The 21154-nt window shown below is 54.7% G+C and carries 23 protein-coding genes and 1 riboswitch; of the genes, 9 read left to right on the top strand and 14 right to left on the bottom strand.

The window, feature by feature from the left end:
- Positions 1-27 precede the first annotated feature (27 nt).
- Complete coding sequence (locus ACXAEW_RS05600; RefSeq protein WP_474940388.1) at positions 28-1416, top strand: transposase; 1389 nt, start codon at positions 28-30, stop codon at positions 1414-1416.
- An 86-nt stretch (positions 1417-1502) separates the two neighbouring features.
- Here ACXAEW_RS05600 and msrA read toward each other — a convergent pair whose 3' ends face one another.
- The 5 genes from msrA to ade all read right to left on the bottom strand — a co-directional run bounded on the left by msrA (position 1503) and on the right by ade (position 6343).
- Positions 1503-2009, bottom strand: coding sequence for a peptide-methionine (S)-S-oxide reductase MsrA (gene msrA, locus ACXAEW_RS05595; protein ID WP_474940387.1), 507 nt, complete (start codon positions 2007-2009; stop codon positions 1503-1505).
- The gene (gene msrB / locus ACXAEW_RS05590) at positions 2006-2455 is read right to left on the bottom strand and encodes a peptide-methionine (R)-S-oxide reductase MsrB (protein WP_474940386.1); all 450 of its coding nucleotides are present in this window, start codon (positions 2453-2455) and stop codon (positions 2006-2008) included. Before msrB ends, msrA begins: the two co-directional genes overlap by 4 nt.
- A gap of 188 nt (positions 2456-2643) precedes the next feature.
- Entirely contained in the window at positions 2644-2937 is a 294-nt protein-coding gene (locus ACXAEW_RS05585; RefSeq protein WP_474940385.1) for an HU family DNA-binding protein, read from the bottom strand.
- Positions 2938-3080: 143 nt separating this feature from the next.
- Complete coding sequence (locus ACXAEW_RS05580; protein ID WP_474940384.1) at positions 3081-4544, bottom strand: AMP nucleosidase; 1464 nt, start codon at positions 4542-4544, stop codon at positions 3081-3083.
- Positions 4541-6343, bottom strand: coding sequence for an adenine deaminase (ade, locus tag ACXAEW_RS05575; RefSeq protein WP_474940383.1), 1803 nt, complete (start codon positions 6341-6343; stop codon positions 4541-4543). Before ade ends, ACXAEW_RS05580 begins: the two co-directional genes overlap by 4 nt.
- 89 nt (positions 6344-6432) lie before the next feature.
- Between ade and arsC the strand changes: the two genes are divergently transcribed.
- The 4 genes from arsC to ACXAEW_RS05555 all read left to right on the top strand — a co-directional run bounded on the left by arsC (position 6433) and on the right by ACXAEW_RS05555 (position 8521).
- Positions 6433-6858, top strand: a complete 426-nt coding sequence (arsC, locus tag ACXAEW_RS05570) for an arsenate reductase (glutaredoxin) (RefSeq protein ID WP_474940382.1) — start codon at positions 6433-6435, stop codon at positions 6856-6858.
- Positions 6859-6972: 114 nt separating this feature from the next.
- A complete protein-coding gene (locus tag ACXAEW_RS05565; RefSeq protein ID WP_474940381.1) occupies positions 6973-7281 on the top strand; it encodes an Rdx family protein in 309 nt (102 codons plus the stop codon).
- A 47-nt stretch (positions 7282-7328) separates the two neighbouring features.
- Entirely contained in the window at positions 7329-8153 is an 825-nt protein-coding gene (locus ACXAEW_RS05560) for an SDR family oxidoreductase (RefSeq protein WP_474940380.1), read from the top strand.
- A gap of 152 nt (positions 8154-8305) precedes the next feature.
- Positions 8306-8521: a tautomerase family protein gene (locus ACXAEW_RS05555; protein WP_474940379.1), complete on the top strand. Its 216-nt coding sequence runs from the start codon at positions 8306-8308 to the stop codon at positions 8519-8521.
- 33 nt (positions 8522-8554) lie between these two features.
- Here ACXAEW_RS05555 and dxs read toward each other — a convergent pair whose 3' ends face one another.
- From dxs to ACXAEW_RS05525, 6 genes are all read right to left on the bottom strand, one after another.
- Positions 8555-10483, bottom strand: a complete 1929-nt coding sequence (gene dxs / locus ACXAEW_RS05550; RefSeq protein WP_474940378.1) for a 1-deoxy-D-xylulose-5-phosphate synthase — start codon at positions 10481-10483, stop codon at positions 8555-8557.
- A gap of 28 nt (positions 10484-10511) precedes the next feature.
- Positions 10512-11381, bottom strand: coding sequence for a polyprenyl synthetase family protein (locus ACXAEW_RS05545; protein WP_474940377.1), 870 nt, complete (start codon positions 11379-11381; stop codon positions 10512-10514).
- Between the two features lie 4 nt (positions 11382-11385).
- On the bottom strand, positions 11386-11628 hold the full coding sequence (locus tag ACXAEW_RS05540) for an exodeoxyribonuclease VII small subunit (RefSeq protein WP_474940376.1): 243 nt from the start codon (positions 11626-11628) through the stop codon (positions 11386-11388).
- Positions 11625-12551 (bottom strand): histone deacetylase family protein, encoded by a 927-nt coding sequence (locus ACXAEW_RS05535; RefSeq protein WP_474940375.1) that lies wholly within the window; start codon positions 12549-12551, stop codon positions 11625-11627. The genes ACXAEW_RS05540 and ACXAEW_RS05535 overlap by 4 nt, the downstream gene beginning before the upstream one ends.
- 110 nt (positions 12552-12661) lie before the next feature.
- Positions 12662-13360, bottom strand: coding sequence for a response regulator (locus ACXAEW_RS05530; protein WP_474940374.1), 699 nt, complete (start codon positions 13358-13360; stop codon positions 12662-12664).
- Positions 13357-13869, bottom strand: coding sequence for a MarR family winged helix-turn-helix transcriptional regulator (locus ACXAEW_RS05525; protein ID WP_474940373.1), 513 nt, complete (start codon positions 13867-13869; stop codon positions 13357-13359). Before ACXAEW_RS05525 ends, ACXAEW_RS05530 begins: the two co-directional genes overlap by 4 nt.
- Before the next feature lie 163 nt (positions 13870-14032).
- Here ACXAEW_RS05525 and ACXAEW_RS05520 point away from each other — a divergent pair, with 163 nt between their 5' ends.
- Together ACXAEW_RS05520 and ACXAEW_RS05515 are read left to right on the top strand one after the other, a co-directional pair.
- Positions 14033-14899: a branched-chain amino acid aminotransferase gene (locus tag ACXAEW_RS05520; RefSeq protein ID WP_474940372.1), complete on the top strand. Its 867-nt coding sequence runs from the start codon at positions 14033-14035 to the stop codon at positions 14897-14899.
- 194 nt (positions 14900-15093) lie between these two features.
- Positions 15094-16668 (top strand): alkaline phosphatase D family protein, encoded by a 1575-nt coding sequence (locus ACXAEW_RS05515; RefSeq protein ID WP_474940371.1) that lies wholly within the window; start codon positions 15094-15096, stop codon positions 16666-16668.
- Positions 16669-16710: 42 nt separating this feature from the next.
- Here ACXAEW_RS05515 and ACXAEW_RS05510 read toward each other — a convergent pair whose 3' ends face one another.
- From ACXAEW_RS05510 to ACXAEW_RS05500, 3 genes are all read right to left on the bottom strand, one after another.
- A complete protein-coding gene (locus tag ACXAEW_RS05510; RefSeq protein ID WP_474940370.1) occupies positions 16711-17652 on the bottom strand; it encodes a DMT family transporter in 942 nt (313 codons plus the stop codon).
- Positions 17653-17744: 92 nt separating this feature from the next.
- A complete protein-coding gene (aroC, locus tag ACXAEW_RS05505) occupies positions 17745-18851 on the bottom strand; it encodes a chorismate synthase (RefSeq protein ID WP_474940369.1) in 1107 nt (368 codons plus the stop codon).
- Positions 18852-18941: 90 nt separating this feature from the next.
- Positions 18942-19397: a 6,7-dimethyl-8-ribityllumazine synthase gene (locus ACXAEW_RS05500; protein WP_474940368.1), complete on the bottom strand. Its 456-nt coding sequence runs from the start codon at positions 19395-19397 to the stop codon at positions 18942-18944.
- A 75-nt stretch (positions 19398-19472) separates the two neighbouring features.
- Positions 19473-19620: riboswitch (FMN riboswitch) on the bottom strand.
- 143 nt (positions 19621-19763) lie between these two features.
- Here ACXAEW_RS05500 and ACXAEW_RS05495 point away from each other — a divergent pair.
- Both ACXAEW_RS05495 and petA read left to right on the top strand, forming a co-directional pair.
- Positions 19764-20360, top strand: a complete 597-nt coding sequence (locus ACXAEW_RS05495; protein ID WP_474940367.1) for a glutathione S-transferase — start codon at positions 19764-19766, stop codon at positions 20358-20360.
- 228 nt (positions 20361-20588) lie between these two features.
- On the top strand, positions 20589-21146 hold the full coding sequence (gene petA / locus ACXAEW_RS05490; protein WP_474940366.1) for a ubiquinol-cytochrome c reductase iron-sulfur subunit: 558 nt from the start codon (positions 20589-20591) through the stop codon (positions 21144-21146).
- Positions 21147-21154 lie beyond the last annotated feature (8 nt).

The raw sequence follows: 21154 nt of genomic DNA, 5'->3' as shown, positions 1-21154 counted from the left end.
TTGCGACGTTGCAGGAGATTGACCGCGATGATGGGGCCGAGGCAGGAAGCGCAGGGAGCGTTGTTCTACGAGTTCTCGATTGAGGACCATGTTCCTCAGGATCACATTCTCCGTGGCATAGACCGGTTCGTCGAACTTTCAGGCATCCGGGGACACCTTGCCCCCTTCTATAGCTCAACGGGCAGACCGTCAGTTGATCCGGAACTGATGATCCGGATGCTGCTGGTGGGCTACGTGATGGGCATTCGATCTGAGCGTCGGCTCTGTGACGAGGTGCATCTCAACCTCGCGTACCGCTGGTTTTGCCGCCTCGATCTCACTGATCCGGTGCCGGACCATTCGACCTTCTCGAAGAACCGGCACGGCCGTTTCCGAGACAGTGACCTTTTGCGGCATTTGTTCGAGACGGTTGTTACGCGCTGTATCGAGGAAGGGTTGGCCAGTGGGCAGCGTTTCGCAGCTGACGCCAGCCTGATCCAGGCTGATGCCAATCGGCAGAACTCCTCACCGCAGCGGGATTGGGCACCTGAGAAGATCGTCCCTGAAGATGCACCCCGCGCCGTCAGGGAATACCTAGAGACGTTGGATGAAGCCGCCTTTGGTGCTGCAAGCCCGGTGAAGCCGAAGTTCACCTCACATTCCGATCCAGCCTCGCAATGGACAGGGGCACGGGGTGGACCCGCCTATTTTGCCTATTCCGCCAACTATCTGATCGACACCGACAACGGTGTGATCCTGGATGTTGAAGCAACTCGGTCTATCCGACAGGCTGAGGTCGGTGCTACCCGAACCATGGTTAGTCGGGTGCACCAGCGCCATGATCTCAAGCCGGAACGGTTGATCGCAGACACGGCTTATGGTTCGGGACCCATGCTTGGCTGGCTTGTCGATCATGGCATTGCTCCGCATATCCCGGTTATCGATAAATCCGGTCGCAACGACGGGACCTTCGAGCGAGCCGACTTCACCTATGACACTGAGAATGACGCGTACATCTGTCCAGGTGGCAAGGAACTCAAACAATACCGCCGGGCCTTCACAAAGCCGAGGGAACCGAAACCGGACAAGGACGGCATCCTTCGTTATCGTGCCCGCAGATCCGACTGCGACGCCTGCAACCTGAAAAGCCGATGCTGCCCGAAAGAGCCGCGGCGCAAGGTAACACGGTCGGTCCACGAACCATCCCGAGACGTGGCGCGCGCCATCGCCCAAACCACCCAATACGCGATCTCTTGCAAGCTCAGGAAGAAGGTCGAGATGCTGTTTGCCCACCTCAAACGCATCCTCGGTCTCGGACGCCTCCGATTACGTGGTCCATGCGGCGCACGCGACGAATTCCACCTCGCCGCCACCGCCCAGAACCTCAGAAAACTCGCAAAGCTCATCACGGCTCCCCAAACAACACCCGCCATATGATCAAGGTCTCGGCTGTGCAGATATCGAGATCAAAACCGAGCATTCAAATCGGCGAGTTTTTCAACTGAATAGGCCTTAGACATGCATTATTCCGCTCGTTTGGGCAGAACCCAATTGGGCCGCGGGAAATGGCAGGTATACCCATTGGGAGTTCGCTGCAAATAATCCTGGTGTTCTGGCTCTGCTTCCCAAAAGTCACCTACTGGCTCGACCTCGGTTACCACAACTCCAGGCCAGATCCCTGAAGCGTTTACGTCAGAGATCGTGTCTTCGGCTATCGCCTTTTGATGCGCGTCCACAAAGTAGATGGCGGAACGATAGCTCATACCAACGTCGTTGCCTTGACGGTCGGCCGTGGTTGGGTCATGAATTTGAAAGAAAAATTCCAGCAGGCTTCTGTAACTGATCTGAGTTGGATCGAACAGAATTTCAATCCCTTCTGCATGAGTCCCGTGATTGCGATAGGTTGCGTTTGGGACGTCGCCTCCGGTGTAGCCCACGCGGGTTGAAATCACACCAGGTAAGGCACGGATCAGTTCCTGCATCCCCCAAAAGCAACCGCCTGCCAAAACAGCACGTTCGGAATTGCTCATGCTTGTTCCTCCACTTGGTCAATATAGTCGCCATACCCCGCAGAGACCATGTCGTCCCGGTGAATGAAACGTAAGGAGGCGGAGTTGATACAGTAACGCAGTCCACCTTGGTCTCGAGGGCCATCGGGAAACACATGTCCCAAGTGGCTGTCCCCATGAGTTGAACGAACTTCTGTTCGCACCATACCATGCGTGCGGTCTTCCAGCTCCTGGATATGCGCCGGTTCTATTGGCTTGGTAAAACTCGGCCAGCCACAACCAGATTCGTATTTGTCAGAAGATGCAAACAGCGGTTCTCCGGATACAATATCGACGTATATACCCGGTTCTTTGTTGTTCAGCAGCTTGCCTGTGCCCGGCCGTTCCGTGCCGGATTTTTGCGTGACATAAAATTCTTCTTCGGACAATCGCGCAACGGCGTCGGGGGTCTTGGAGTATTGTGTCATGGCGCCTCTCTAAACCGAACTACCGTTCATAAAATGGGGCGTGGCGAGAGAATTTCAAAGGGGTAAACTGAAGGCGCTTCGCCGACACAAAGCCGCCTCGCGCTGTTGTGACCTGCTCGCTCCAAGACCGAAACGAAAAAGGGCCGCTGCAAGAGCGACCCTTGGGAAATTCGAAACCGGCTTGGTGATCAAGCCTCGCCATTCACGCTGTCTTTCAGCGCTTTAGCGATGGTCATTTTCACGACCTTGTCCGCTTCTTTCACAAACTTCTCACCGGTGGCCGGGTTGCGTACTTCACGCTCCGGACGCTCGCGGCAGTAGATCTTACCAACGCCTGGAAGTGTCACGGCACCACCGCCGGAAACTTCGCGGGTAATCAGGCTGCAAACGGCTTCCAACGCAGAGCCTGCTGTTTTTTTGTCGCTGCCCATTTCGTCGGCCAGCGCGGCAACCAGCTGAGTTTTGGTCATCGGTTTGGACATTTTTTTTCTCTCCTTACGACTGCCCGATGTGTAGGGCCTCATCGCCGAATACTACCGGTATGTAGTGGCTGAACACAACGGATAGACGCTGAAAACACATGCGTTTCGGCGATTTTTCGTCGAAATCCAGTGCTTTTTCGGTGCTAAAGAAACGCGGTTTCGTCGAAAGAGCGCAGTTTTCGGCTGTGAAGCCGCTCCAAAGGCATCCCACGCAGTGTTTCCATGGCTTTTATGCCAATCTTCAAATGCCGCGAAACCTGTGTGCGGTAAAAGTCCGATGCCATGCCGGGCAGCTTCAGTTCACCGTGTAGAGGCTTGTCAGATACACATAAAAGCGTGCCATATGGAACCCGGAACCGGTACCCATTTGCCGCAATTGTTGCACTTTCCATGTCGAGCGCAACGGCGCGAGATTGGCTGAGCCGCTGTACTGGCCCGGATTGATCGCGCAACTCCCAGTTGCGGTTGTCGATCGTTGCAACAGTACCTGTCCGCATGATCCGCTTCAGGTCATACCCGTCTAATTCTGTGATTTCCGCAACGGCTTGCTCCAATGCAACCTGGATCTCTGCAAGGGCTGGAATTGGTGTCCATATCGGCAGGTCGTCGTCCAGAACATGGTCTTCGCGTAGGTAAGCATGTGCCAGCACAAAATCACCCAAGGCCTGCGTATTGCGCAGCCCGGCACAGTGGCCAACCATGAGCCAGGCGTGCGGGCGCAAAACTGCAATATGGTCGGTTGCCGTTTTCGCGTTTGAAGGTCCTACACCGATGTTCACCAATGTGATCCCGTTACCGTCCTCACGCTTGAGGTGGTAGGTCGGCATCTGCGGCATCTTTCCGGTCTGTGGGATTGCTGCTGATGGGTCAGAGATCACGTGGTTGCCGGTGCTCACAAAGCTTGTGTAGCCTGAGTTCGGGTCTGCCAACATGTCACGTGCATAGGCTTCAAACTCGGAAACATAAAACTGGTAGTTGGTGAAGAGCACATGATTTTGGAAATGCTCGGCATCCGTTGCTGTGTAATGCGAGAGCCGCGCAAGAGAGTAGTCAACACGTTGCGCTGAAAAGAGGGCAAGGGGGCCGACACCGTCAACCGGTTGGTGCGTGCCATTTACGATATCGTCATTGGTTGTGGCCAAGTCCGGCACATCGAAAATATCTCTGAGGACAAAACCCGCTGCGCCTTCCTGCGGAACCGTGATGTCGTTTCGATTTGCGACAGCAAAATGCACCGGGATCGGGGTGTTTGAAAAACCGATTTGGACCGGCTGACCATGGTTGCGAACCAATAAAGTGATTTGTTGGGCCAAGTAGCTTCGGAACAAGTCCGGCCGGGTAATTGTGCTGGCATAAACGCCGGGCGCAGAAACATGGCCATAGCTGAGCCGACTGTCGACCTGTGTATAGGAGGGGTTGGTAAAGCGAATTTCCGGATAAAATGCGCGAAAATGCGTGTCATCCTTTGGCCCGTTTTCCATAACATCGGCGAAAGCGGTACACAAAAAATCTGTTGCCAGTTGATAAAGTTCAACCAGTCGGGTCACCGCTGCATCTGCGTTTGTGAAGTTTTCTGGTGCCGGAGCCTTTGGTAATTCGATTTTCATGCAGTGCCTTCAATAACGGGAATTTTCTTGAATTGGGTCACGTCCACAAGACCAAGATCCGAAATGCGCAGTTCCGGGATCACAACCAGTGCCAGAAGCGAGTGCTGCATATAAGCGTTGTTCAAGGTGCAACCGCAAGCTTGCATGGCTTCTACCATTTTTTGGGCTTTGGCAGCGACTTCTGTTGCAGGGCTATTGGACATTAATCCTGCAATGGGCAGTTCAACCAGTGCCAGTTCTTCGCTGTCTTTATAAATGGTGATGCCACCGCCGACTTCAGCCAAGCGATTTGCAGCCAGCGCCATCTGAACCCGATCTGTTCCAACAACAATCATATGGTGGCTGTCGTGCGCTACTGTAGAGGCCATTGCCATCGGTCCGTGGTAACCAAAGCCCGAGACAAAGGCATTTGTCACGCCCCCGGTGCCACGGTGCCGCTCGACCAAGGCGATCTGGCAAATGTCGTTTTCTCCTTCGACCAAGCCATCCCGGACCGGCAACTCGGCCTTGAGCGCCTTTGTCGGAGCTTGGTTTTCGACGACACCAATAATATTGGCTGTTACAGCATTGGCTCCGTCTGGCGCAGCGATTTCGAAATCCCGTGCGGTGAGTTCATGGCCAAGGTGGATTGTGCCTTTGGCGTGGTCAGGCCAGTCCAAATGCGGGCAATCCACTAGAATAGAGCCTGCTTCGGCAACAATTGTTCCGCGTGCAATGACCGTTTCTATTGGCAATTCTGTCAGGTCTGATGTCAGGATCACATCCGCTCGGCGTCCAGGTGTGATTGAGCCAATTTCACGCTCTAATCCAAAATGGGTGGCTGTGTTGATGGTGGCCATCTGTATTGCAACCAACGGTTCACAGCCGCAAGCGATGGCGTGGCGCACAACGCGATTCATGTGGCCGTCATTGACCAAAGTTCCGGAATGGCAATCATCGGTGCAAAGGATAAAGGAGCGGCTATCCAACCCTTTCTCGGTCACTGCAGTGATCTGGCTTTCGACATCATACCAAGCCGAGCCCAATCGCATCATCGATCGCATGCCTTGTCGTGAGCGGGCGATTGCATCGGCTTCACAGGTTCCTTCGTGATCGTCTGCTGGCCCACCTGCGACATAGGCGGCAAAGTTGGGGCCTAAGTCGGGTGAAGCATAATGCCCGCCCACCGTTTTGTTGGCGCGTTGAGCTGCGGCGATCTCGGCAAGCATTTTAGGGTCGCCGTTTGCGACGCCTGGGAAGTTCATCATTTCACCCAATCCAATGATGCCGGGCCAGGACATGGCTTCTTCGACATCCTCAGGCGTGATTTCAAACCCCGTGGTTTCCAAACCCGGAGCTGACGGCGCGCAGCTGGGCATCTGGGTGTATATGTTTACCGGCTGCAAGAGTGCTTCGTCATGCATCAGGCGCACGCCTTCTAACCCCATGACATTGGCAATTTCATGCGGGTCGGTGAACATGGTTGTGGTGCCATGAGGGATAACAGCGCGGGCAAATTCAGCAGGAGTAAGCATGCCGCTTTCAATGTGCATATGTGCGTCACACAGGCCTGGAATCATAAAACGGCCCTGCGCTTCGATCACCTCTGTTTCTGGCCCCGTACAATAGCTCGCATCCGGTCCGACATAAGCGACACGACCGCATTTTATGGCGATGTCGTGGTCCGGCAGGATTTCACGGGTGTGGACATTCACCCATTGTCCGCGGCGGATTACGGTATCAGCTGGTGCGCGGCCTGCAGCCACTTCTACCAACTGTGCGGCGACGTCGGGCCAACTCGGGAAAGGGTTCTCTGACATGGTTTATTTTCTTCCGGTTGCGCCATTAAATTCAAGCGTAACTTGTCCTGTTTCATGAAAAGGTCATGCAAAAATAGGAAGAAAGTCACATGGATATCGTTATTCACCACAACCCCGCCTGCGGTACATCGCGTAACGTGCTGCAACTGATCAAAGACGCTGGTTATACCCCAACTGTCATCGAGTATATGGATACCGGTTGGACGCGACCGCAGCTGCAGGCGTTGTTTGCGGCTGCTGGCCTTACCCCCAGGCAGGCGCTGCGAACGAGTAAATCACCAGCTGAGGAGCTCGGGCTTTTGGATCCGGCTGTTTCTGATACGGTTCTGCTGGATCATATGCTGGAGCACCCTGTGCTGGTGAACCGTCCAATTGTGGCTTGTAAGAACGGTGTCAAACTGTGTCGCCCCTCTGGTTCGGTTCTGGATCTGCTTGACAACTGGCCGCAAGGTCCATGGGCCAAAGAGGACGGTTCCGAGCTTATTGATACTGAAGGCAACCGTCTGAGCGAGTGATCGCCGCCATAGTGTTAAGGTCACGCGCCCTCTGGGATTGGAAGGCTTTAACATTGCAGATTTGTTTGCGTCATCTCGGTGCATATTCCGGTTTTCCAATGACGCGAGGGTCCAATGTCAGAAACGCAGAAACCCGTTGTAACAATCTCTTATTGTATTGGCTGTAACTGGCTGCTGCGCGCGTCGTGGATGGGACAGGAGTTGCTGTCCACGTTTCAGGAACAGCTGGGCGGGGTCACTTTGGTTCCAAGTGAGATTGGCGGTACTTATGAGATCCGTATCGGTGAACAGGTCCTATGGGAACGAAAGCGCGACGGCGGCTTTCCTGACGTCAAAGAGCTGAAAACGCGGGTTAGAGATCAAATCGCGCCTGAGCAGGATTTGGGACATTTGGATCGTGCAGCATCCCAATCTGACGTGTGATCAAATCCATGGTTGTCACGCACTGCACTCAAGCGCATCTATGAGGCATGGAAAAAACTCTTCTTTGTCTTGGATTTGGTTATTCAGCTCAAGCCCTGGCGCGAGAACTCGCCCCGCAAGGGTGGCGTGTTGTGGGGACCAGCCGCGATGGTCATCTGGTCGACGGCGCAAGAACTGTGAAATGGCCTGGCCAACCCCTGCAGCTTGATGGGGTCACCCATGTTTTGTCTTCTATAGCGCCGAATAAAGAGGGTGACCCTGTTCTGTCAGCGCTTGTGGCGCAGCTTGGCGATCGTGCTTTGGAATGGGTGGGATATTTATCGACAACAGCTGTTTACGGGGATCACGGCGGCGCTTGGGTTGACGAAGAAACCCCTGTTTCCCCAAGCACGGCCCGGGGGCAATGGCGCGTCGCGGCCGAGCGCGAATGGCTGAACAGCGGACTGCCAGTGCATGTCTTTCGTTTGGCTGGGATCTATGGTCCGGGGCGCGGGCCATTTTCCAAAGTACGTTCGGGGCAGGCACGGCGGATAGTGAAACCTGGACAGGTCTTTTCGCGAATACATGTAAATGACATTGCACAGGTACTGGCTGCGTCTATGTCTCGGCCCAATCCGGGTGCCGTTTACAATGTGTGTGATGACTTGCCCGCCCCGCCCGAAGAGGTGATTGGTTTTGCGGCCGAAATCCTTGGGCTGCCCATGCCGCCTGCTGTGCCCTTTGATGCGGCAGATATGACCCCTATGGCCCGCAGCTTCTATGCGGAGAATAAACGGGTCCGCAATGATAAGATCAAATCTGAGCTTGGCGTCTCATTGCGCTATCCTGATTTCAGATCCGGGTTGAGGGCCTTGGCGCGGGACGTGGACTAGAAAAGTCAAATCACGATATGGTAACCTATGTGATACTATTTTACAGGTTACATAGCAACCTTTCCAGCTTAGGTTTGTTTTGCCGGTTACAAGATCGCGCTCGGGAGGAGCCGTGATCGGCATCAAATGTGAATCAATGGTCAGGTGGAAAAATGCCTCTTATTCAAGTCAAAGTGTTCAAAGACGAATTGAGCGACGGTCAGTCCGAAGAGCTGATCGCAAAAATTACCGATGTTGTTACCGAGGTAACAAGCGAAAAACTACGTGATGTAACTTGGGTGATTATTGACGAAGTCAAAGACGGCCAATGGGGCGTCGGAGGTAAGGCACTGGGCCTTCCAGACGTCAAAGCCCTGATTGCAAGCTAATCGGGTTGTCCCCTGCCTCGGCAGGGGATTTTACTATCCGTGCCGGACGGCCAGCTCAGCAACACCAAGTGTTTCAAGCACTTTGGCTTCGATCTGATCCGCGTTCATTGCTGCAACATCATACATGTCTTTTGGGCTGGCCTGATCAATAAAGATGTCCGGCAAAACCATTGACCGGTATTTGAAGCCTGCGTCGAATACGCCCTCATCCATCAGCAGCTGCGCCACATGGGAGCCAAAGCCGCCAACGGCGCCTTCTTCGATGGCTATCATGGCCTCGTGATTGGCGGCGAGTTCCAAGATCAGTTCGCGGTCCAAAGGTTTGGCAAAGCGTGCATCCGCAATTGTCGGGGTTATCCCCTTTGCGTTCAGGGTCTCTGCCGCTTTCTGGACTTCTGAAAGCCGGGTGCCAAAAGACAAGAGTGCAACGCGCGCGCCGTTCTGGACGATCCGCCCTTTCCCGATCTCAAGAACCTGCGGATCCTCCGGAAGCTCAACGCCGACACCTTCGCCGCGGGGATAACGGAAGGCAATTGGCCCTTCGTCATATTCGGCGGCAGTTTTTACCATATGGGCCAGCTCGGCTTCATCCGCTGCGGCCATAACCACCATACCGGGTAAGTTCGCCATAAAGGCAATGTCAAAAGACCCTGCGTGGGTGGCTCCATCGGCACCAACCAATCCAGCGCGGTCAATCGCAAACCGAACAGGCAGACGCTGAATGGCCACATCATGGACCACCTGATCATAGCCTCGTTGCAGGAACGTGGAATACATCGCGCAAAACGGTTTCATGCCACCGGCGGCCAGGGCGGCCGAGAACGTAACCCCATGTTGTTCTGCAATGCCCACGTCAAATGTGCGCGAGGGATAACGTTCGGCCATCAGATTAAGCCCTGTTCCATCGGGCATCGCAGCGGTCACTGCACAGATCTTGTCATCCTTGGCGGCGAGCTTCACCAGCGTGTCGCCAAAAACGGATGTATAGGACGGTGCGTTTGTCGGTGCTTTCTTTTGCTTGCCGGTTACTACGTCAAACTTGGCGGTGGCGTGCCCTTTGTCGCGAGCCGCTTCCGCCGGGGCGTAGCCTTTGCCCTTTTTTGTAAGCACGTGGATCAACACCGGACCGGTTGCGCGGGCTTTGACTGTTCTTAGAACAGGCAGCAACTGCTCCATATCGTGGCCATCAATCGGGCCAAGGTAGGAAAAGCCCAAGGCCTCGAACATTGTGCCGCCAACAGCCATGCCTTTCAGCATCTCTTTGGCGCGCTTTGCCCCTTCGCGGAAAGGTTCCGGCAGCAAGGATACCGCCCCCTTGGCCACTGCCTTGAGATCGTGGAACGGCTCTTCCGCGTAAATACGCGAGAGGTAGGACGACAATGCACCTACCGGTGGGGCAATCGACATTTCATTGTCGTTCAAGATTACAAACAGGCGCTTGCCAAGGTGTCCTGCGTTGTTCATGGCCTCGAATGCCATGCCTGCTGACATTGATCCGTCGCCAATTACCGCAATTGCATCGCCATTGCCTTCTGGCACGACACCGCCCAGATCGCGTGCAACCGCAAACCCAAGGGCTGCGGAAATCGAAGTTGAACTATGCGCTGCTCCAAACGGATCATAGGGGCTTTCACTGCGTTTGGTGAACCCGGACAAGCCGCCCTTTGTCCTGAGCGTGCGAATACGATCCCGACGTTCGGTCAGAATCTTGTGGGGATAACACTGATGGGACACATCCCAGATCAGCTTGTCTTTTGGTGTGTCAAAGACAGAGTGAATGGCCACGGTGAGTTCGACAACGCCAAGGCCTGCGCCCAAATGGCCGCCTGTTTCTGAAACGGCGGAGATCGTCTCGGATCGCAGTTCTTGCGCAACTTGGGTAAGTTGCGCATCGCTTAGGTCTTTCAGGTCCGCGGGGCGGTTGATCTGATCCAAGAGGGGGGTGTTGGGCCGGTCCGACATGGTTGGCAGTCTTCCTCAGGTACGAGAATTAGCTATCGCGCGAGATAACGAAGCGAGCGGCCTGCTTCAAGGTTTCTGCTTCCGCTCCATAAGGATGTAGTGCTTTGCAAGCATCATCCACCAGCTGCGAGGCGCGCAGTTTTGCCGCATCCAATCCGAGAAGTGAAACAAAAGTGGCTTTGCCCGCGTCTTCATCCTTGCGAAGGGCTTTACCGACCTTGCCGGCGTCTCCTTCGACATCCAGAATGTCGTCAGCAATCTGAAAGGCCAGGCCAAGGGCGCGCGCATAGTGCAAAAGCGGGTCCGGTGAATGCCCGGCGAGGGTGGCTCCCGCGGTTGCTGACCATTCGATCAGGCAGCCGGTCTTGCGTTGTTGCAGCAGTGAGATCTGGTCAAGGTCAAGCGGCTCTTTTGCGCTTTCCGCAGCAATGTCGAGCATCTGTCCAGAGACCATCCCGTCCTTGCCGGCCGCCTGTGTCAGACTGTGCAGCATAGACAGCGCATGGGGCCCCACGACAGGCTCGGTCAACAGTTCAAAGGCGAAGGTCTGCAAGCTGTCACCTGCCAAGACTGCCATTGCTTCGTCCCACTTTCTGTGGACAGTGGGCTGGCCCCGACGCAGGTCATCGTCGTCCATACAGGGCAGGTCATCATGCACAAGCGAATAAGCGTGTACGCATTCAATAGCGAGGGCCGCGTTCAAAGCCGCTTCGGTCGGCACATCGTGCAGGCGCGCGCTTTCCAGAACTAAAAAACCACGCAACATCTTGCCGCCAATGATCGCATAGCGCATGGCAGTATGAAGAGGATCAGGCCCCTCAAGTCGCGTTTCTGCGTATTCGGTGATCTGCGCCTGTGCAGACCGCAATGCAGCTTCGAAATCGGCTCGGGAGGTCATTGGATCAGCCTGCGTCCAAAGGCTGCGTACCTGTTGGTGTCCCATCCGCATCAAGCGTGATCGCAGCCACTTTTTCCTCTGCGCGCTTCAGTTCATCTTCGCAGCGTTTTTTCAGTGCTGCACCACGTTCATACAGCGCAATTGAGGCATCCAGGGCTACGTCCCCGCGTTCAAGTTGGTCCACCACAGTCTCCAGCTCGCGCATTGCCAGCTCAAAGCTCAACTCTTCGACGGGGGTCTGTGTCATGATCCTGCCTTTATCAATTCGTCAACATGGGCCGCGGTGGCGGCTGCCAGCGCGTTCAGATCATATCCGCCTTCCAAAGTCGAGACGATACGACCACCGCAAACTTCCTGCGCGATTTTGCAGAGTTCACGGGTGAGCCATGCGAAATCAGAGGTAGACCAATTTAGGTTGGCAAGCGGATCATCCTGATGGGCGTCAAATCCGGCCGAAACGATCAGCAGTTCAGGTTTGAATGCGCGTAGGCGGGGAAAGGCTATGGTCTGATAGGCCTGCCGCATGGCGTCGCCACCACTGCCCGGTGGCAGCGGCAGATTGATAATTTGCCCATAGGCGCCATCCTCATCTGCCTTGCCGCTGTCTGGCCAAAGGGGCAACTGCTGCGATGATACAAAAAGCGCGCGTTTCTCTTCCCACAGGATGTCTTGCGTGCCATTGCCGTGATGGACATCAAAATCGAAAACTGCAACACGGTTTAACCCATGGTGATCAAGCGCGTGTTTAGCGGCAAGTGCGGCATTTCCAAAAAGGCAAAAGCCCATGGCTGTGTCTGTCTCAGCGTGGTGTCCGGGCGGGCGAACGGCAGCAAAGGCGTTTTGAACATCGCCTGATAGGACGAGGTCAACGCCGCGAACCACGGCACCGGCTGCACGAAAGGCAGCGTCCAGGGAGCCTGGCGAAAGAAACGTGTCACTGTCAATCTGTGCGAAACCGTTGTTCGGTCGCCTGTCGCGGAGGTCTTCTACATAAGACTTGGGATGAATGCGCAGCAAGTCATCCTCGGCAGCCATTGGCGCGGTTGCCCGTTTGAGGTCCTTTCCTTCGAGGCCGTGGAGAACATGTTCCAGACGTGCCACGCGTTCCGGATGACCTTCTGGCGTGACATGGGACAAGCAGTCCGCATGGGTGATAAGTGCAGTGGTCAATGTCCTCTCCAGCGCGATGTTCCATACGTATGGTAAAAGCCTGCGTGTTGGCGCGGCAAGGGGCAAAGCAGGGTGTTTTCGAGCAGGTCAGAAGATTTCGAAGGCAGCGATCAATCCGGGGCCAGCATATAGCCAGCGCCACGTACTGTTTGCAGGTATTGCGGCTGTTTCGGGTTGGGCTCGATCTTGCGGCGCAAACGGGTGATCTGAACGTCCACCGCGCGCTCTTGGGCCTGGCCGCGATCACGCCCCAGATCTTCTACCAGTTTGGCGCGTGATACTGGCTCGTTCGGCTGAGCTGAGAAGATCTTCATCAGCTGGCTTTCCGTACTGGTCAGGCGAACCAGTTCCTGTCCTTGCCACATTTCGCCGCGTTCGATGTCATATCGGATACCGCCCAGATTTAGAACTTTGGGCGCGGTATCCTCGGGCTTGGCCTCGGGCATCCGGCGCAGGATTGCATTGATGCGCAGCAATAGTTCTTTTGGTTCGAATGGCTTAGCCAAATAATCATCCGCCCCGGCCTCCAAACCAGCAATGCGGTTCTCTGTCTCGCCTTGTGCGGTAAGCAGCAAAATCGGGGTGGTGTAGGTTTCTCGGAGCGACCTTGTCAGCGAAATACCGTCTTCGCCGGGCATCATCACATCCAGCACAATTAGGTCAAACTCCAACCCAGAAAGAACGCGGCGGGCGTGCTGTGCATCCCGTGCAGCTGTCACCAAAAAACCGGAACGCATCAGAAATTTCTTGAGCAGCTCACGAATCCGCTCATCATCATCAACAATTAAAAGGTGAGCATCGCAATTCATAAACTGGTTTCCCGAAGTTTGGTATATGCACGGCGCATATCTGCATCCATCATCGCTTCTAGCACCTTTCTGAACCCTTGTACCGCCTCAGGTCCTGCTTCCTTGTAGGCGGCCCGCATTCGTGCCCGCTGCGCATTGGACAATTCAGCTTCAAGTGTTTTACCGGCTTCTGTCAAATAGAGATGACGTTCGCGTTTATCAGCAGTTCCCACGCGGCTTTCGACAAGCCCGTCTTCGATCAAAGCCCGCAAAACCCGGTTCAACGATTGCTTGGTGACTCCAAGGATAGATAACAGGTTGTTCACTGTGGTGCCCGGCGCACGATTGATAAAGTGAATCGCACGATGGTGTGCGCGGCCATAAGCCAATTTTGCTAGGATGCGGTCCGGATCTGCAGTGAATCCTCGGTAGGCAAAAAACATCGCCTCGATGCCTTGCCGCAATTGTTCATCTGTCAAGAACAGCAGGCTTTCACCGCTGGTGAGTTGACCGCTCCGCCCGTCTGACATGGTATGCCTCGTACATCTTTTGTTTGGCTTAGCTTATGTCAGCCATGTTGACATTCCAAGGGTGAAGATGTATCGAATCTCAAATTTGGCGCAACTATATGTCGCGCAGCCTTGTTTCTGGCGCAATAAATGAAATTCACTAAGACCCTCGGGAGGGTGCGGGATGACAGCATATGATGACCGTGATGGTCTGATCTGGATGGACGGCGAGCTGATCAATTGGCGGGATGCAAAGGTGCATATTCTGACCCATGCGATGCATTACGCTTCCTCTGTTTTTGAAGGTGAGCGCGCTTACAACGGTAAGATCTTCAAAAGCCGTGAGCATTCCGAGCGTTTGATTGCTTCGGCCGAAGCGCTGGATATTCCGCTGGGCTATACTGTTGATGAGATTGAAAAAGCCAAAGAAGAGACGCTGAAAGCCTCTGGCCTTCAGGATGCTTATGTACGGGCCTTGGTCTGGCGTGGATCTGGCGAAGATATGGGTGTGGCTTCCGCTCGAAACCCTGTTCACCTGGCAATCGCAATCTGGGGCTGGGGGGCTTATTATGGCGACGCCAAGATGCAGGGCGCCAAACTTGACATAGCAGAGTACAAACGCCCGAGCCCGGACACGATCCCAGTTCATGCCAAAGCCGCTGGCCTTTACATGATCTGCACCATCTCCAAGCACAAGGCTGAAGCCAAGGGCTGCTCTGATGCGCTGTTCATGGACTACCGTGGCTATGTCGCCGAAGCGACAGGCGCGAATATCTTCTTTGTCAAAGACGGCGAGGTACACACGCCGCTGGCAGATTGCTTTCTGAATGGGATCACCCGCCAGACTGTGATCCAGATGCTCAAGGACAAGGGCATCACCGTGCACGAGCGCCATATCAAGCCGGAGGAAATGGAAGGCTTTGAACAGTGCTGGCTGACCGGAACGGCAGCAGAAGTCACCCCTGTTGGTGAAATTGGGCCCTATTCCTTTGAAGTGGGTGCTCTGACACGGGAAATTGCCGAAGACTATGAGGCGCTGGTGCGCGCCTGAAGGACAGATCTTTTAGAGTATCAGGGGCGTGTGGAGTGATCCGCGCGCCTTTTTTTGTTTTCGCCCTGTGGCGCAACTGGAGCTGTCGTCACAAAAGTTTTTCAAAATCTTCTCCGCGCTGCGGGTCTTAGCTTCGCAAATTTGTTCAACCCTGTGGTCAGCCGATTCTCTATTTACATTTGGAGTTTAGCCTGATGACCCGTTCACGAATTTTCCACACAACCCGCCGCAGTTTTTTGACCGGAAGTGCAGCTTTTGTAGCAACTCTCGCAGCTCCTTCCATTTCTCGGGCAGCCTCGCGCCCTGTGTTCACGCACGGTGTCCAGTCAGGAGATGTGGACACCGGATCGGGCATGATCTGGACACGTTCCGACCGCCCTGCGCGCATCATGATGGAGGTGTCGACAACAGAGAGCTTCGCAAATGCGCGCAAACTGGCACCAATAACAGCGCTTCCAGAAGGCGACTTTGCGGTTAAACGCCTGGTCGATGGCCTACCGTCGGACCAAGACATCTTCTATCGTTTTGTAGCAGCCGATTTGAACGACCTGCGCGCGACGTCAGAGCCGATTGTGGGCCGTTTCCGCACGGCGCCCTCTGCCCGGCGCGATGTGCGTTTTGCCTGGTCTGGCGATACCGCTGGCCAAGGGTGGGGTATCGATGATGAAGGTATGCGCACCTATGCAACTATGGCCCAGCATCAGCCGGATTTCTTCATTCACTCAGGCGACACCATCTATGCTGACGGTCCGATGAAAGATGAGGTCGAAAAGAATGGCGAACTGATCTGGAAGAACACCACTCTGATTGATGAAAAGCGCAAGGTTGCGGAAACTCTGGCAGAGTTCAGAGGGCAGTGGAAATACAATATGATGGATGAACACGTGCAGGCAATGAATGCCGTGTGTCCCACATTCTTCCAATGGGATGACCATGAAGTTGTGAACAACTGGTCGGGTTCCAAAGATCTGATTTCGGACGATCGATACACTGAAAAGTCCGTTCACGTTCTGCAGGCGCGCGCTGCCCGTGCGTTTCATGAGATGACGCCTCTGCGGATCACGCCTGCTGAACCAGGTCGTGTCTATCGCAAAATTTCTTATGGGCCGATGCTGGATGTCTTCTTTCTGGATCTGCGCTCATATCGCGGAGCAAATGGTCCGTCGATGGAAGACAACATCAGCGAAAAGTCCCGTATTCTTGGTGCTGAGCAGCTTGCGTGGCTGAAACGTGAACTGGCGCAGTCAACTGCAACGTGGAAAGTCATCGCATCCGACATGCCAATCGGTTTGATCGTCTGGGACAATTGGAAAGAAAAATCCGGCGCCGAGGCGATTTCGAACGGCGACGATGGCCCTGCCAAAGGGCGCGAGTTGGAAATCGCAGATCTTCTGCGCTTCATCAAGGCTGGCGGCATTCAGAACACGGTCTGGTTCACGGCTGACGTACATTACACTGCCGCGCATTACTACAATCCAGACAAGGCGCAGTTTCAGGAATTTGAACCCTTCTGGGAGTTTGTTTCCGGGCCTCTGCATGCAGGTACTTTTGGGCCAAATGCACTGGACAAGACCTTTGGCCCGGAAGTTAAATTCGTGAAAGCGCCAAGCGAAGGGCAGGGCGTGAACTTGCCGCCAAGCGAAGGGCTTCAGTTCTTTGGTCTTGTTGATATTGATGGCGCAACGGAACAGATGACAGTTCGTTTGATGGATCGGGCCAATATGGAATTGTGGTCGGTTACTTTGGACCCGGCTTCTCCGGCGATCTGAAATGTGGAAATTGTGTCGGCTCGCCTAATAGCGGGCCACTCTTTACCCGCCCTTGGGGTCCATCAATCGCTTGGCCTTGCCGCGCTCAAGGCCAAGCTTGTGCTCGCGCCAAACAACAACGGCGTTTCCGGTTACAACCAAGGTTGCGCCTGCGAGCATGACCAGCGTCGGAAGTTCTGAAAACCAGACATAGCCAAGGATGACTGCAAAGATCATCGAGACATAATCATAGGGCGCAAGCAAAGATGCAGGTGCAAAGCGATAGGACGATGTGACTAAAATCTGGGCTACACCACCGATCAACCCAGCACCAATGAGAAGCGTCAGGTCATGACCCGTTGGCATAACCCAGCCGAACGGCAAAGTCAGTAGCCCCAAAAAGGATGCGGTAATCGAAAAGTAGAACACGATGGCTGACGTCTGTTCGGTCTGGACCAGACGCCTTATGTGGATTTGCACCAAGCCACGCATAATTGTTGCTGTCAGGACGCAAATTGCACCAATCGTGGCCGCTCCGGTCAGGCCATCACCACTTCCTAGTCTTGGCCATAACATTATCATGACGCCGATCAGGCCTATTGCGACTGCCGTGATCCTTATAGCGCGGATCTTCTCCCCCAGAAAAAATGCAGCAAAAATCAGGGTGAAAATTGGCGTGGCAAACCCAATTGCCGTGACTTCTGGCAATGGCAACAAGCTGAGGCCGAGAAAGGTCAAACCCATGGCAGAGGTACCGATGACGCCGCGCCAGACATGCCCCATCGGGCGCACAGCTTTCAATCCGTTACGCAATTCGCCTTTGTAGATCAACCAGGCAACGATAACAGGAATGGCGCAAAACGATCGGAAAAATACCGCCTGGCCGGTTGGTACGTTTTCGGTCGCAGCCTTGATCATCGCAGACAGTATCGTGAAGAGGGCAATGGCCGAAACCTTCAGCAGAATACCAATAGCAGGCCGATGCGATGTTAAGGGTTTGTTCATGGCGCGACAGTGCGACGCAGCCGACAAAAACTCAATGGGGTTGTTACAATAATGCCCAGAAGAAACCGGGCGTTATTGGTTTGTTTTTGGCATTAACTGCCGATGTGACCTTGGTTCTCACCAATCTGCCCGCGATGTAGCAACAAGTGGTCAAGGATGACGCAAGCCATCATTGCTTCGGCTACGGGAACCGCGCGAATGCCAACGCATGGATCGTGCCGCCCTTTTGTGATGACTTCGACTGCTGAGCCATCTTTGCGGATCGACTGACGGGGGGTGAGGATTGAGGATGTCGGTTTCACCGCAAAGCGTACAACAACATCCTGCCCCGTTGATATGCCGCCCAAAATGCCACCAGCGTGGTTGGAGGAGTAAACCGGCACCCCATCGTTGCCGAGAAAGATTTCATCCGCGTTCTCGGACCCTTTGAGGCGGGCGGCGTTCATGCCTTCTCCGATCTCGACCGCTTTCACCGCGTTGATGGACATCATCGCAGCCGCCAGATCTGTGTCCAGCTTGCCGTAAACAGGGGCGCCGATACCCGCAGGCACGCCTTTGGCGACAACTTCGATGACTGCACCAACCGAGTCATGTGCTTTGCGCAGACCTTGCAGGTAATCCTCCCAGTCCTGTACGGATTCGGCATCAGGGATCCAGAAATCGTTATGATCAATCGCTTCCCAATCAAACCGGCTGCGGTCGATTTCCATTTCGCCCATCTGGGTCATGTAGCCTTTGATCGTGAGGCCTGGGGCCAGAGCCTTAATTGCTTCACGTGCAACACCGCCGGCGGCCACGCGCGCCGCGGTCTCCCGCGCCGAGGACCGTCCACCGCCACGATAGTCACGGTTCCCGTATTTCTGGAAGTAGGTGATATCCGCATGGCCTGGACGAAACGTTTGTGAGATCTCACCATAGTCGCGCGACCGTTGATCGGTGTTTTCGATCATCAGCTGGATCGGCGTTCCGGTTGATTTGCCTTCAAACACGCCGGACAGGATCTTTACCGCATCCGGCTCGTTGCGCTGGGTGGTGTTTTTGTTCTGACCTGGGCGTCTCTTGTCCAGCCAGACTTGCAGCATCTCAGGCTCAATTGGCACATTGGGAGGACATCCGTCGACTGTTGCACCCAATGCAGGTCCGTGGCTTTCGCCCCATGTGGTGACGCGGAAGAGGTGGCCAAAGCTGTTCATTGACATGGGGTGCGGTCTCCTTTGCGGGACGTGCTTACCCTTGGTAGGGCCGCTCCTCAAGAGGGAAGGGGCGCATGGATGCGCCCCGGATCCGTCTTATTCCGCTGCCAGTGCAGGTGATTCTGCAATTTTTGCGCGGGTTTCAGTGATCATCAGCGCAGCGCGGGCGGCTTCCTGACCCTTCAGGACAAAATGTTCGCGATAGATCGCGTTGTGATGGTCGGTTTCCTGATATTGGTGCGGTGTCAGAGAAACTGACAGAACCGGAACGCCGGTATCCTGACCAGCGCGCATCAGGCCGTCAACCACGGCTTGCGCGACAAAGTCATGGCGATAGATGCCACCATCAACCACGAATGCCGCGCAGGCGATGGCATCATATTTGCCGGTCTTCGCCAGATCCTGCGACACCAGCGGCATCTCAAAAGCGCCGGGCACGTCAAAGACATCTACTTGTTCTGCTGGAATAATTTCCAAAAACCCTTTGAGGGCTTGATCCACGATATCGGAATGCCAATTGGCTTTTACAAAGGCATAGCGGGTGTGTGTCATCGTCATCTCCTTTGGTTTGACACGTCACCCAAGGCGATAACGAACGACAAGGCGCACCAGAAGCGCAACCCAACCGCACGTTCTCTTTCATCCGGACTATGACCGTCGGCTCTGGTATCTCACCAGATCTGCTGACGCTTGGCATATGCCAAGCCGCTCGCGGGCTCGCGAGCTTTGCTCGCATACCGCCGGTGGGGAATTTCGCCCCGCCCTGAGAACGAGGCGACACTGCCAAGCGCAAGATGAGATTGCAAGAGGGAAGCTCTTATCGGCAACTTTTATCACTGAAATGGGAAGTTAAGAAACAGACTGTGGTTGTCGTTCATCAAAGCCGTAGTCTGTGGATGTCGAATCAGGAGAAGACATATGCGTCTGTTTTATGCGTCAGCCTCGCCCTTTGTGCGCAAAGTCATGATTGTTTTGCAGGAAACCGGACAGTTTGAAGATGTGGAAACGGAAAAAGTGGTTACCACACCTTTGGTCCCGGCGGAGCAACTGAAAGCCGCGAATCCCATGTCCAAAATTCCGGCTCTGGAACGCTCGGACGGGGCAACTCTTTACGATAGTCGCGTTATTTGTGAGTTTCTCAATGAACGTGCCAAAGCAAACCTTTATGCACGCTCTTGGGAAAGCAAGGTTCTGGAAGCGACCGGAGATGGAATCGCTGATGCTGGTGTTTTGATGTCCTACGAGAAACGGCTTCGCCCGGATGGCCAGGTTTGGGATGGCTGGCTTGATGCGCAATTGTCCAAAATTCATGGAGCCTGCGCCGCCTTGAACACACGATGGATGAGTCACCTTCATGGTCCGCTGGACATCGGTCAAATCGCCGTTGCCTGTGCGCTGGACTATGTCGATTTTCGCCACGCCGATGCAAATTGGCGTAACGGAAATGATCAGTTGGCCGCTTGGTTTGCGCAATTTTCGCAACGTGACAGCATGATTTCCACTAAACCTTCGTGACACTGAGAAAAAAACCGATTTTGGCCTTGAAGTGGCATTAAATACTCATCAAATAAGGGCCAAAATCTATGTGACGCTGTGAAAGAAAGGCCACACTCGGCCGACCTGCGCGGCTTTGACCGCTAGACGAACGGACTTCTCCCCGCTAGATACCCGCTGAGGCACTGCCTTTAGTGGTAGTGTATGCGCATGTTTGCCCTAAACGGGCGCTGGAATTGGAGAAGCCTCGTGTCCCACGCAGAAGATACCGAAGGAACCCGGAGAGATTTCCTCTATTATGCCACCGCAGGTGCCGGGGCCGTGACGGCCGGTGCTGCAATCTGGCCCCTGGTAAATCAAATGAATCCTTCGGCCGACGTTCAGGCCCTGTCCTCGATTATCGTGGATATCAGCGGCGTTGACGTCGGAACACAGATGTCCGTTATGTTCCTTGGAAAGCCGGTGTTTATTCGCCGCCGTACCCAAGAAGAAATTGACGAGGCACGCGCCGTAGATCTGGCAGATTTGCCGGATGGTGTTGCGCGTAATGCCAACAAGGGCGAAGTCGACGCGTCGGATCAGAACCGTACCATGGATGAAGCCGGCGAATGGCTGGTGATGATGGGTGTGTGTACCCACCTTGGTTGCGTGCCTCTGGGAGATGCAGGCGATTTCCACGGGTGGTTCTGCCCCTGCCACGGTTCGCACTACGACACCGCCGGCCGGATCCGCAAAGGTCCCGCGCCCGAGAACCTTCCGGTGCCTGTCGCCGAGTTCATCGATGAAAACACCCTCAAGCTCGGTTAAAGGAGGTC

This window comes from Epibacterium sp. ABZ3_068 (assembly GCF_056159265.1).
The sequence above is the reverse complement of the archived record's forward strand: the minus strand, read 5'-3'. Positions and strand labels throughout refer to the sequence as shown.